Origin of the sequence: Chryseobacterium sp. C2(2020), assembly GCF_014218915.1 — a bacterium.
GTDB classification, from domain to species: Bacteria; Bacteroidota; Bacteroidia; order Flavobacteriales; family Weeksellaceae; genus Chryseobacterium; species Chryseobacterium mucoviscidosis.
On the sequence record NZ_JACLCT010000023.1, the window covers coordinates 1 to 13002 of the forward strand.

General features: G+C 35.2%; 13 protein-coding genes. 5 read left to right on the plus strand and 8 right to left on the minus strand.

The annotated features are described in order from the left end of the window. Positions 1–139: 139 nt before the first annotated feature. The 3 genes from H6W52_RS13510 to H6W52_RS13520 all read right to left on the minus strand — a co-directional run bounded on the left by H6W52_RS13510 (position 140) and on the right by H6W52_RS13520 (position 2360). The gene (locus H6W52_RS13510) at positions 140–955 is read right to left on the minus strand and encodes a ferritin-like domain-containing protein (protein WP_087710193.1); all 816 of its coding nucleotides are present in this window, start codon (positions 953–955) and stop codon (positions 140–142) included. A 24-nt stretch (positions 956–979) separates the two neighbouring features. Further along, positions 980–1687, minus strand: a complete 708-nt coding sequence (locus H6W52_RS13515; RefSeq protein WP_087710195.1) for a ferritin-like domain-containing protein — start codon at positions 1685–1687, stop codon at positions 980–982. Between the two features lie 103 nt (positions 1688–1790). Continuing rightward, positions 1791–2360, minus strand: coding sequence for a fasciclin domain-containing protein (locus H6W52_RS13520; protein ID WP_087710197.1), 570 nt, complete (start codon positions 2358–2360; stop codon positions 1791–1793). Between the two features lie 338 nt (positions 2361–2698). Here H6W52_RS13520 and H6W52_RS13525 point away from each other — a divergent pair, with 338 nt between their 5' ends. Both H6W52_RS13525 and H6W52_RS13530 read left to right on the plus strand, forming a co-directional pair. Then, entirely contained in the window at positions 2699–3175 is a 477-nt protein-coding gene (locus tag H6W52_RS13525) for an RNA polymerase sigma factor (protein WP_087710199.1), read from the plus strand. A gap of 1 nt (position 3176) precedes the next feature. Next, positions 3177–3986, plus strand: coding sequence for an anti-sigma factor domain-containing protein (locus H6W52_RS13530; RefSeq protein ID WP_116098637.1), 810 nt, complete (start codon positions 3177–3179; stop codon positions 3984–3986). A gap of 90 nt (positions 3987–4076) precedes the next feature. Here H6W52_RS13530 and H6W52_RS13535 read toward each other — a convergent pair whose 3' ends face one another. Continuing rightward, the gene (locus H6W52_RS13535; RefSeq protein ID WP_185216754.1) at positions 4077–5921 is read right to left on the minus strand and encodes a chloride channel protein; all 1845 of its coding nucleotides are present in this window, start codon (positions 5919–5921) and stop codon (positions 4077–4079) included. A 67-nt stretch (positions 5922–5988) separates the two neighbouring features. Beyond that, positions 5989–7266 (minus strand): NAD(P)/FAD-dependent oxidoreductase, encoded by a 1278-nt coding sequence (locus tag H6W52_RS13540; protein ID WP_116098635.1) that lies wholly within the window; start codon positions 7264–7266, stop codon positions 5989–5991. A 150-nt stretch (positions 7267–7416) separates the two neighbouring features. Here H6W52_RS13540 and H6W52_RS13545 point away from each other — a divergent pair, with 150 nt between their 5' ends. Together H6W52_RS13545 and H6W52_RS13550 are read left to right on the plus strand one after the other, a co-directional pair. Beyond that, the gene (locus H6W52_RS13545) at positions 7417–8406 is read left to right on the plus strand and encodes an aldo/keto reductase (RefSeq protein WP_116098634.1); all 990 of its coding nucleotides are present in this window, start codon (positions 7417–7419) and stop codon (positions 8404–8406) included. A gap of 167 nt (positions 8407–8573) precedes the next feature. Then, positions 8574–9146, plus strand: a complete 573-nt coding sequence (locus H6W52_RS13550; RefSeq protein ID WP_116098633.1) for an OmpH family outer membrane protein — start codon at positions 8574–8576, stop codon at positions 9144–9146. A gap of 116 nt (positions 9147–9262) precedes the next feature. Here H6W52_RS13550 and H6W52_RS13555 read toward each other — a convergent pair whose 3' ends face one another. Continuing rightward, positions 9263–9433, minus strand: coding sequence for a lmo0937 family membrane protein (locus H6W52_RS13555; protein WP_106408105.1), 171 nt, complete (start codon positions 9431–9433; stop codon positions 9263–9265). A 133-nt stretch (positions 9434–9566) separates the two neighbouring features. Further along, positions 9567–10364 (minus strand): Cof-type HAD-IIB family hydrolase, encoded by a 798-nt coding sequence (locus H6W52_RS13560; protein WP_116098632.1) that lies wholly within the window; start codon positions 10362–10364, stop codon positions 9567–9569. Positions 10365–10518: 154 nt separating this feature from the next. Here H6W52_RS13560 and H6W52_RS13565 point away from each other — a divergent pair, with 154 nt between their 5' ends. Beyond that, the gene (locus tag H6W52_RS13565; RefSeq protein ID WP_116098631.1) at positions 10519–10974 is read left to right on the plus strand and encodes a PA2169 family four-helix-bundle protein; all 456 of its coding nucleotides are present in this window, start codon (positions 10519–10521) and stop codon (positions 10972–10974) included. A 692-nt stretch (positions 10975–11666) separates the two neighbouring features. Here H6W52_RS13565 and H6W52_RS13570 read toward each other — a convergent pair. After that, positions 11667–12347 (minus strand): XRE family transcriptional regulator, encoded by a 681-nt coding sequence (locus H6W52_RS13570; protein WP_116098630.1) that lies wholly within the window; start codon positions 12345–12347, stop codon positions 11667–11669. Positions 12348–13002 lie beyond the last annotated feature (655 nt).

A 13002-nucleotide genomic window follows, 5' to 3' on the forward strand; every position in this document is an offset into this window, starting at 1 on the left:
TATTTGTTCAATTCTAAAATATTAATTTTAGACATTAAGCACCTCATGTTTTTCTCCGAATTCACGTTATTTTAAAAAAATCCCTTTCCGAAAAACTCGGAAAGGGACTAAACAGCTAAAAATTTAAGGTAAAAACCCCTCAGACAATGAATAATGATGCAATTGCCTGGGCATCACTTCCACTTAAAATCTCGTCATAGGCAGCAGAACCTGCAGCGGCTCCAAAAGCTGTTGCGGTATTAAAGCCAGCCTGATTTGTATTGCCTTCTCCGGCGTAAACAGGATTGGTTGCAGAAGGCATATTTCCTCCGTCTGCCAATTCTATCCATCCTTTGTTGGCTCTCATTCTTCTTACCTGTGAAGCGTGTCTTGCTTCTACAGAGTGAATCTGCAATGCAGCCTGAAGAACTGTTTTATTAGACATTACATTTCCTGCCTGTCCTTTGTACGCTCTTACTCCGGTATCTTCAAATGCCTGAGCCAAAACAAGGAACTGATTGTAATCTGTAAAAGGTGAAAAATTACCGTTCGCCGTAAAATCGAAGGTCGGTTTAGCGCCCGGAGTTACTCCTAAGGATGTTAAAGTATTTTTCAAAAACGTTACGTGTGCAGATTCATGTTTTGCAATCTGCATAAATACCACTTTGTCTGCACTCGGAATCAAAGACGAAGCCGCCAATCCTAATGCATAATATTCATTTTCAAGATATTCTAAAACCAACGCCAATTGCAAGGCATCCGTTAAAGCACTTTTAAAGAATGTTGCATTTTTTGTAGTATCTGTGGTTTCAGCTTTTGCAGGAGTCGTCATTAAAGCTCCTAATCCAAAAGGAACTGCAGCAATAGCCGCTTTTTTTCCGAAAGATGAAATATTGGTAAGTGTTTCTAATCTTGATGTTTCTGTAGTGAAGAATTTATCATCAGAAAGCTTATCTAGTAATTTAAGAATATTCATAATGTAATTTTTTGAAGTGAATAATTAACCGATTCCCTGTTCTTTCCAAGTGAAAGGTGTTTTGAAAAATCCTCCTGCTGCCGATACGACATCTTTTGGTTCTTTTGCAAGATCCAATCCATTGGCATCAATCACGTCATCTCCAGAGAAAGCCGCGGTTCCGGGGTTGATAAGGTTTCTGATTGCTGAAGCATGTCTTGCCTCCACGGAAACAATTTTACCTGCAATTACCAGATAATCTGCATTGGTAATGTATTTTCCTGCTCCGTTGTACGCTGCAACTCCTGTATCTTCCAATGCTTTTGCAGTAGCCAGTACAGAATTTCTGTCGTTAAAATTCACATTCGGGTACTGAAACTCCAGAGTAGGCAGTACATTGGATGTTGCTCCGCTGATTGCTGCTTTAAAGAAGTCTCTGTGAATTACCTCATGATGATAAAGATCTGTAAAAAGCTGTTTTTCAGCATTTGAAATTCCGGAATAGAAATTATTAACCACTTTGGTATAGAAATCTGCTTCCAGTTGTTCAAGTGCATAAGCATAGTTCAATACACCAACGTCACCTTTTCCAAGGTCGAAAACGTTATTTTCAACCATATCGAAATTATCGTCATCACAACCGATCATGGTAAGACCTGCAAGAGCAAGACCTACACCGCTCAGTTTCAAAAAATTTCTTCTGCCTGTATCCAGAGTTACTCCCTGGTTAGACACATTAATAGTTTTTTTCATAATATTATTTTTTAGTGTAGAGGTTTATATATTTTAATGTGTTTTGGACAAAGTTGAAAGAAAACAGCATAAATATTATGCTGTTTCTCACACTTAAAAATTATTATGGCATTAACACCGTATCTATAACATGAATTACACCGTTAGACTGGTTAACGTCTGCAATAGTTACTTTTGCATCGTTACCTTTAGCATCTCTTACATAAAGATTTTTACCTTTTGCCCAGAAAGTAAGTTCTTCACCTTCCACTGTTTTCATCATTGCTTTTCCGTTTCCGGCTTTTACTGCTGCCCAAACCTGTTTAGAGCTGTATTTTCCCGGTAAAACATGATATGTAAGAATTTTTGTAAGCATTTCTTTATTTTCAGGCTTCACAAGATTTTCTACTGTTCCTTTCGGAAGTTTAGCAAATGCTGCATCCGTAGGTGCAAAAACAGTAAACGGACCTGCTCCCTGTAACGTTTCTACAAGACCTGCAGCTTTTACAGCAGCTACCAGTGTTTTGTGATCTTTAGAATTTACTGCGTTCTCAATAATGTTTTTAGACGGATACATTGGCGCTCCTCCTACCATTACTGTTTTTTCCTTCATTGTCTGTGCTGTAGCGTTTCCACTGAAAGCGAAAGATAAAGCTACCATTCCTAAAACTGCGATTTTTGATCTAGTATTCATTTTTTTTAATTTTTAATGATAAATTATTCGATTTGTCTGTTGTTAAAATCATTTACGAACTCGGTTTTATTTTGGATTTAAAAATTTGAATAAAAATCACAAGTAATTGAAAAACAGGCTATTAAATTTCACATTTGTTTTGAAATAGATGAATATTGTTCACAATCTGTTAATATATACTCTGTTTTAATAAAGATTTAAAAGAGTTTTTAAAATTTGGTTATCATTAATATTATTGTTACTTTTGATGGGTAAAATAATTTACTATTAAAACAAAATATTCTGAAGAGCAGCTAATCGTTTTACTAAAGGAAAAAAACGAAACAGGTTTTCATCATCTGTATGATCACTATTCCGGTGCATTGTACGGGGTGATTCTTCGAATTGTTCAGTCCAAAGAATATACAGAAGAGATTATTCAGGACGTTTTTGTTAAAATATGGAATTCTATCCATCAATATGATGTTTCTAAAGGTAGATTTTATACCTGGATGATTAATATTGCAAGGAATACAGCGATCGACTATTTAAAATCAAAAGGATTTCAGAACCAGTTAAAAAACCAATCGCTTCCAGATTTCGTATATGATTCTACAGAGCTTTCAACGACTAATGATTCTTCCGATTATATCGGTTTTGCCAGTGTGCTTGAAAGTCTGGAGAAAGACAAAAAGGAACTTATCGATCTCGCGTATTATCAGGGATATACACAAAACGAAATATCCGAAAAACTGAAGATACCGCTGGGAACGGTTAAAACTAAAATGAGGAATGCACTTATGAAACTTAAAGATTTGCTAAAAGATTATCAATAAATTGAACACTAAAGAATACATATCATCCGGAATTATAGAATCTTATATTCTAGGTCTTGCTTCTCCAGAAGAGGCGGGAATTTTGGAGTGTGTGATGAAAAACAATGCGGAAGTAAAAGCTGCTTTTGAAGAGGCACAGAAAGCACTGGAAGATCTTGCAACAGCACAGGCGGTAGCACCTCCGGCAGATTTAAAATCGAAGATTTGGAACAAAATTCAGCAGGAACAGACTGCTGAAGAGGAAAAGCCTGTATTTTCTGCGGATATTCCTGCAGCGAAACCTCAGGAAGAAATAAGAATTCAGGGAAGTAATAACTGGAAGGTTTTTGCGGTTGCCGCATCTGTTCTGCTTCTGGTAAGCGTGGGCGGAAATGTTTTCTGGATGAACAGCCAGAAAGAAACAAAAGAAACAATCGCGAAAATGGAGACTGAGAAGAACGCTCAGAATCTTGCGATGCAGAGAATAAATCAGAAAATGGAAATGATTTCCAATCCTGATATGAAAATGGTGAAACTGAAAGGCGTAGAAAAACATAACGATTCCAAAGCAATGGTTTTCTGGGATACTAAAACCAAAGATGTATATCTTGATGCGGAAAGTTTACCAAAAGCTCCGGAAGGAATGCAGTATCAGCTTTGGGCTATTGCAGACGGAAAACCTGTAGATGCAGGGATGTATACGGAAGAAAAAGACAGCAAAATTGCGCTTGCCAACATTCCAAATGCTCAGGCTTTTGCCATTACACTAGAAAAAAAGGGCGGAAGTCCGGTTCCTACCATGGAGAATATGTATGTAATGGGAGAGATTTAATAAGTAAACAATTCAAAAATATAAAGACCGGCTTTCGCCGGTCTTTTTGTTTATATAATGGTGAGAAATTTAATCCAATCTGAAAAAAGCTTATTCAGAATATTCTTTTAAAAGCTGTCTGTAGCTCATCAGTATTGTCGATTTGGAAATAAATCCGATAAACCTGTTGTTTGCGTCCACCACAGGCAAATTCCAGACTCCGGTATCATCAAAAGTCTGTAGGATTTCCAGAGGCTGATCTTCCGGACGAATAATCGCAGGTGGAGCTTTCATGATCTGAATAATTGTGGCAGAAACTTCATCACTCGTAAATAGATAAGGTCTGATGTCATCCAGCGTTAAAATTCCTCTTAATACTTTATCTTCATTTACTACCGCAAAAATATTTTTATTACCGTTTTTTACCAGTTCAAACAATTCCGTTACAGGAGCATTTTCATCAATCGCCTGAGAATACTTGTCGATAAATTCTTCTGTTTTTAAAGAAAAAAGGATATTTTTATCATGTTTATTGGTGAATATCTTTCCCTGATCGGCTAAAGATTTCAGCTCCGGAGAAATAGGAGAGAACCACTTCGCAATGAGATAAGAAATGATGGAAACAATCATCAAAGGAATAAAAAGATCATATCCAAAACTGGATTCCGCGATAAGGAAAATAGCCGTTAAAGGAGCATACATCACACCGCTCATTGCACCTGCCATTCCTACCAATACAAGGTTGGTGACAGGAACTTCTGTAAAACCGATCTGCTGACAGACAACAGCAAAAAGATAACCTACTGTTCCTCCCGCAAAAAGAGAAGGGGCAAAATTACCACCGTTTCCGCCACTAAAGATCGTGAAAGAAGTGGCAAAAGCTTTCAGCAGCAAAACCAGAATTAAGAAAATAATAATCGTAAAATCTTTTATTTCAAAATATCTGAAAAAGCTGTTCTGGATAATGTTGTGGGTATTTCCGTTAGTAAAAGCTTTTACGGTATCATAACCTTCTCCGAATAATGGTGGAAAAAGTACGCAAAGCAAAGACAAAACAGCTCCGCCAAACATTGCTTTTCTAATGCGAGACATATTCAGCCCTTTGATGAAATGCTCAACTTTTTGGGAGATCACCACAAAATATCTTGCGTACAGACCTGTAACAATTCCCAGAATAAGATAGTAAGGAAGATTTTTATAATTAAAAGCTTCCCGGGTATAGAATCTGAAAAGAATATCTTCCTGCAGGAGAATTCTGGAGAGTAAACTTCCGCAAACCGCGGCTACAACCAAAGGAATAAAGTCTGTAAATACAACACCCGTTAAAAGAATTTCGAAAGCAAACATAATTCCGGCAATCGGAGCGTTAAAAGCGGAAGCGATTCCGGCAGTTGCTCCAGCAGCCAACAGAAGGGTTCTTTCTTTGTAACTGAGGCGGTAAGTCTGCGCAAAATTAGAACCGATGGCTGCTCCGGTTACTGCAATCGGACTTTCAAGTCCTGCAGAACCACCAAGTCCTACCGTAACGGCACTCTGTACAATCTGCGAATACATTTTCACGGAAGAAACAATGCTCGAATTTTGTGCAATTTCATATAAAATCGCACCGATTCCTTTTCTGTCCTGTCCTTTAAATATCGTTAAAACAATACTCGTCGTTAAAACAATCCCCAGAAACGGAAAAATAATATAAAACAGAACCTGATATTCAAAATGAACCTTTGTTGTGATAAAATGATGAATATTGTGAACCAGAGTTTTAAGAATTACACCTGCCAAACCGGCTGAACAGCCCACAATAATCCCCGACAAAACCAAAAACTGGTTCCTGCTGAGTCTGTTGTTTAGCCAATGTAAGATGAGTTCGTAGCTGCGCGCTTTTTCAAGTCCATACTTCTGAAAGTCTCTCTTGAACTTCAGGAAGCTCAGAAACTTTTTCTTATTATGAATATTCACTTTTGGGAATTTTAAACTGTAACCGAATTGCTACAGTTTTGTAAAGTTATGAAATAAATCATGAAATTTAAAATTCCGTGTGAAAAGCATTTTCTTTTTTAGGTCTCAAAATAAGACGGATAGAAGGATTATTGGTAATGAATAATCTTAACCAATTGAATGCCAATCGTACTTTACTTCCAAAACTTATCAGCGGGATAATGTGAATAAAAAGCCACGTTAACCAAGCCGTAAATCCTTTGTAGGAAAAATTGGGAAGATCTACAACCGCATTGAATTTTGAGATGATTGCCATGCTTCCTTTATCATTATATTTAAAAGGAATCTGAACTTTTTCCTCTTCAATTCTTTTAAAATTCTTACCTAAATTTTTGGCATGCTGAATGGCAACCTGAGCCAATTGCGGATGTCCTTTCGGGAAATTTTCATCCGAAAACTGTAACGAAATATCTCCTAAAGCATAAATATTTTTTGTTCCCTGAACTTTATTGTAAGCATCAACCAAAACTCTGCGTCCTCTACCTATGCTTTCTTCCGGAATTCCCGGAACTTCTCTGCCGATAACGCCTGAAGTCCAGATCAGAGTTTCTGTTTCAATGGTTGTTCCGTCTCCTAAAATTACTTTTCCGTCCACATAATCTTTTACGGCTGTATTTAAAATAATTTTTACGCCCAGTTTTGTAAGCTTATCATTAGCGGCTTCCTGAGCCATTTTGCTCATCGGCGAAAGTAAAGTAGGCAGTGCATCAATTAAATAAATATTCGAGAGTGAGAATTTAATTTCAGGATATTCTTTTTCTGCGATGTAGCTTCCCATTTCCGCAATCATTCCGGCAAGTTCCACGCCGGTTGGTCCGCCTCCCGCAATCACAATATTCTGAAGTTTTTGTGCCTCTTTACTGTTTTTATTTCTCGCCGCTTCTTCAAGGGTTAAAAGCATATAATTTCTTAGATAAAGTGCTTCGTCAATGGTTTTCATGGGGATAGAACATTTTTTCACATTTTCCATGCCGAAAAAATTGGATTCCGTTCCCAATGCAAGAACCAGATAATCATAATTCAGATTTCCTGTATCGGTTTCAAGAATATTTTTTTCATGATCCACATTCACAAGACTTCCCATATGGAAATTTACGTTCTTATAATTGGCAAGCAGCTTTCTGAAAGGATAGCTGATGTTGGAAGCTTCAATAAATGATGTGGCAACCTGATAAATTAACGGTGGAAAAAAATGATAGTTGTTTTTATCCACTAAAGTAATTCTGAATCTTTTGTCATTAACCAAAGATTTTATAAGATTAACTCCTGCAAAACCTCCTCCTACGATTACGATGTGTTTTTTCATATGTATGTGCGATTGAAAATGTTACCGTATTTTATTCAATAATAAAGCCAAATAGGCGGTTTCAATTATTTAGACATAAAGATTTATGATTAAATATTATCTGCACGATGTTTGTATCCTTTAGAGCAACCAAATTTTAAATATTACCATATGAAAGCAGATGTTTTAAAGGAAAAACACAGACTCGGATTGGGCGGAGTAGCCATCGGAACAGCCTTTGATAAATTAACAGACGGCGAATCTTATGAAGTTTTGCAGAAAGCATGGGATCTCGGGATACGATATTACGATACGTCGCCGTGGTACGGATTAACGAAAAGTGAAAGACGATTCGGAAATTTTCTTCACGGGCAAAACAGAGATGAGTTTGTACTGTCTACCAAAGTCGGACGTTTATTTGTGGAAGTTTCGGAAGATGAAGTTCCGCCAACCATGTGGAAAGCACCTTTACATTATGATTTTGAACATAATTACACGGCAGATGCCATTAAAAGATCTATTGAAGAAAGTCTTGAAAGAACCCGTCTGAACCATATAGATATTGTTTACGTTCATGATTTGTCTGAAGATCAGGTAGGAGACCGCTATCCGTATTTTTTGAAACAGGCGAGAGAAGGTGCGTTTAAAGTTTTATCAGAACTGAGAGATCAGGGCGTTATTAAAGCATGGGGAATGGGCGTTAATAAAATTGAGCCTATTTTAGACTGTCTGGATTCCGCAGATCCGGATATCTGTCTTTCGGCAACGCAATATTCTATTCTGGAACATGAAGATGCAGTCGACCGATTGCTTCCCGCAGTAAGAAAAGCCGGAGTGAAGCTGGTTTCCGGCGCAGGTTATAACTCCGGATTTATCAATGGACGAAATCGTTACAATTATAAGGATGTGATCCCAAAAGGAATGAAAGAAAAACGTGAAAAGATTGATGAAATTGCCAGAAGATACAATACCAACATTACCCACGCCGCGTTGCAGTTTGTTTTGGCAGCCGACGAATTTGCTTCCATTATTCCCGGAGCGAGCAAACCGGAACAGGTGGAAGATAATGTGAGAGCTCTGCATGAACAAATTCCTTCGGATTTCTGGAAAGAATTGCAATCGGAAGGGTTAATTTACGAAAAAGCGCAGATCCCGAATTAATAGAGACTTCATCAATTTACTCTATATAAAACCTCTCTTTTCGGGAGGTTTTGTTATTTACCATGATGGAAATTCATGTAACTTTATTTTAAATATCACTACCAATATAGTTATATTTATTATATTTGCTGAATTTTAAAAAACGAAAAATAAAAATTTAAATAAAGATGAAAAAGTTTATCACAACATTTTCTATAGCGGCAGGACTTTTCCTTACGTCTAACATGGTAAGCGCGCAGCAAAAAATCGGGCATGTAAATTCGGATGATATTTTTACCAATCTTCCGGAAGCTAAAACAGCAGAAGGTTCTTTAGACACTTTCACCAAAGCAAAGCAGGGTGAGATTGAAAAGATGATCACTTCGTATCAGACAAAATTAAAAGCAGCTCAGGATAAAGAAAAAACGATAAGTGAAGCAAATAAAGAGACTGTAATTAAAGAATTAACAGCGGCTCAGACAGAATTGCAGACTTTAGGTAAAGATATTGAAGCTTCCAGAACTAAAGCAGCACAGGAAATTTCTAAAAAGCAGACGGAACTTTTCACGCCGATTCAGAAGAAAGTAAGTTCTATGATCGCGACAGTTGCGAAGGAAAAAGGATTGGCTTATGTTTTTGATATTGCGCCTTCCCAAGGAAACAGCCAGGTTGCTTACATGGATGGAGGAGAAGATATTACTCCGACGGTAAAGTCTAAACTGGGAGCTACAGGAACTGCTTCAAAACCGGCTTCTAAGTAATATTTAAAAAAATTATGAATAATTCTAAGGTAAAAATTATTCATTCAAAATAAAAAAGCCGGAATCAGGAATATGAAAATTCCCGTTTCCGGCTTTTATTTCTTTTATACGACGGTCTAATCGAGAGGCTTTCGACCGGATATCAGATTATACAGTACCACAATGATGGCAATAACCAGCAATACGTGAACTAAATATCCTGTACTCATCCCCGGAACGATTCCTAACATTCCTAAAAGCCATACCACAATACAAATGACTGCGACTAACCATAATAAACTTCTCATAACTAAAATTTTTAAGTGATTTGATAAGGTAAATACACATATTATGCCTTTTTCTTAAAAACAGCTTAAAAATATATACCACAAATTATGAAAAGTGAATAATTGGCTGTAAAAAAACTTAAATAAAAGCTTTTTAATCTAGCAGACCGAAATAAATTAATGCTTTTTCAATTCCATGATTATCAACATCTTCGGTTACGTAATCTGCAACTTCTTTTACGCTGTCATTCGCATTTCCCATGGCGATGCCGATTTTTGTAAATTTTAACATAGAAATATCATTTCCTCCATCTCCGAAAGACATCGTTTCTGAAACATCAATATTAAAATGTCTACAGAAATTTTCGATTCCTGTCTGTTTGCTTATTCCTCCGGGATTTACATCGGCAAAAAGGGGAGTCCATCTCGAAGATATACTTTTGGGCATTACTTTTTTCATAAATTCGGATTCGGCTTCCGGTTTCAGAAAAATATTTGCCTGAATTACATTTTCAATATCAATATTTTCTTTATCATGAATCGGCGGAACTGGAACGTTGATGTGAGCGTACATTCCCACTAATTCTGGGGTTTCATCGTTTATTTCTACTTTATCTTCATACATCAAGGAATAACTCAGCGGAAAATTTTTAGCGTAACGAATCAGGCTTTTAATATCGGAAGGATCTATGGTATGTCTGGAAATAAGCTCGTTTGAGGCTGTAACACAATACGATCCGTTAAAAGTAATGAAGCCGTCAAACTTCAGATGATCGATATGATGTAAGGAATTGATGGATCTTCCTGTTGCGATAATAACTTTTATTCCTTTTTCTCTTAACTTTTGAATAGCATTTTGGGTAGAATCGGGGACTTTTCCTGTTTTAAAGCTTAATAATGTTCCGTCTATATCGAAAAAGACGGCTTTAATGTTGTGATTTTGGGTGTTCATTGAAGTGTAATAATTTAATCATTGAAGATATAAGACAAAAGTACAACAATATAATTTTGTTTTATGAAATGGTATTTTAATTAAAACTGAATTATTGCAGGATCTATAAGGTATAATTCTTGTACAGCTTTCAGCACACCAATAATAAAATAATATGAAAAAACAGGAGGAAATCGATCTTTTGAATGATCTTGTCCACATTACGAATGACAGAATAAAAGGCTTTGCAAAAGTGGAAGGTAAAATATGGGAAAGCTATCCCGACGTAAAACCGGAATACGCAAGAATGAATTCTCTTTCGAAAGTTATGAAAAATGAACTCATAGATCTCATCACCGAAAATGGTGGTGAAGCGAATGATTCACCGTCTGTTGCCGGAACGCTCCACAGAACTTGGATTGATATCAAAAACTCTTTTACCATCGGAAATACGGAAGAATCTACGATTGAAAATGTAATTTTTGGTGAAAAAGCAGCGATTAATGCTTATCAGAACGCAATTGACACCGGAAAACTGAGCGAAAAAAGCAGGGAAATTGTTTCGGAGCAGCTTAAACACATCAAAGATTCTTATCATGAATTCAAAGGAAAAAGCAATTATAAAGAATAGTTATTGTTTTTCTTACAGATCAACTTCCTGAAACGGGAAGTTTTTTTATGTCTAAAAAAAATTATTCTAAAACAATTCAGAATGGAATTCAGACCACCTTTTTGGGGAAATAGAATCATTACAAATCACCAAATATTGAATAAAAATTAATGAATTATTCTATAAAAGAAATAATTCCGGCAATTTCTCATCAATCGGACGAGTATTTCAGGATGTAGAAATTCTAAAAATAAACATTTGAATATCAATCAAATGAATTAATAAATCAATAGAAAATAAATTATTTTATTTAGGAAAAATTCACCCATAAAAAATTATGATAAAAATATCATTAAAATCTTTTGTACTATTAAAATTATTCATACATTAGTGATGTATAAAATACAAAACTTTATCATTTATAGAATTTAGGAAATAATTATCACTAAAAGTTTTATTCATTCTTTTATATATTTAAATTCTGCTTTAAAATTAGGTATATGCCACTCTTGTAAAAGGGTGGTGTTTTTTATGATATAGAAATATGGATTAAAATTTGTAAAAAAACCAATTATTCTGATCAGAAAATAGACAATAATTTCCGCAGAGTAATTTAACATAATATTCTACGGAAATCATTTGAAAATTTCTAAAAATAGAGTAGTATAGAAACTCAATCAAGAGAATAAATAAATTGATTGAGTTTGTTTTCCTTAAAAATCCTCAGGAAAAATTCCTGTAGCATATTGCCAGACTTCAACTACCTCATTTAAAGGAATTTCGTAAGGCTCATAAAATGTATTATCTGCGGCAACCATTAAAGAATTTTCATTTTTAGATTTCAGACGTTTGTAAGTAATACCGTCATTTAAAGTAATGAAAACGTAGGTGTTACCGGATTTCAGATCATTAAGGCCTTCCATATATTTTCCGATGATGTATGAGCCGTTCTTAAAGGGCGGCATAGAATCTCCATCCGCAGGAAATGCACGAAATTTTCCGTTTTTCAGAAAAGGAAGAGAAATTCTCTGAAGGCTTTCAATATAATCCGGATCGCTGTAACCTGTTAAATAACCCATAGAAGCTTTCTGAGAGACAATTTCAATGCTTTCGTCGCCGTTCTGATCTACCATTACAGGCAGAACAATACGGTTATCAGGAAGTTTCAGCATATCTTCAAGCGCATGTTTTGTTAAATCTACCGACAGCAAAAGATCAATACTGACATTAAAAATTCTGGAAATTTTAATTAAAACATCAACCGGAGGTTTAGATTTTCCGTTTTCATAAGAACTGTATCTGGAAGCTGTAATCTGTATTTTTTGAGACAATTCGCGTTGGGTTTTTCCTAATTTGGCGCGTAAAAGTCTGATATTTTCTGAAAAAATCGACATATAAAAAATTAAAACGTAAAAATACGAATGTTTGCCGGAGAATCCTAAGTTTTAGGGCAGTTGTGGATAAGTTCCTTTAAAAAATATTTTGATAGAGTCGGTAATCATTCTAAAATTAAAATCGCTGAAAACTTCCGAAGCAGAAAATAAAGTTTTGAATTTGTTAGAGATTATAAAGGAAAATTTCAATAAACAATTAAGCATGCTCATCTGAAAGAATTTTGGTTATGAAAAATCCTGGTTTTCAATTTGAAAGAATTCTTAAAACATACTCTATTTAACATAATATAAATTATAGGATTTTTTTTATTTATGCCTGGATAGAGTATTTATGTCGTTCTTTTTAAATTCTGCTAAATCTTTTATCCATAGTCATTTATGCGTTTTAAAGACCTTCAAAACAAAGCTCTACCTATGCTATTCATTTAATTTATAAGACCATATATGCGTTTAAAAAAGCTTCGCTTCTATCTTATGATTAATTTTACATTTTATATAATCTGTCTGCATTAATAAGCAGCTTTAATTCAATCTAAAACTACTGTAATGATTTAGCTTAAAATATTTATAAAATAATTTCCACAAATTTTCAGTGGCAATACGAAAAATGAATAAATTTGATTTTACCTTAAACAGAAAATAATTTCAATCAGTT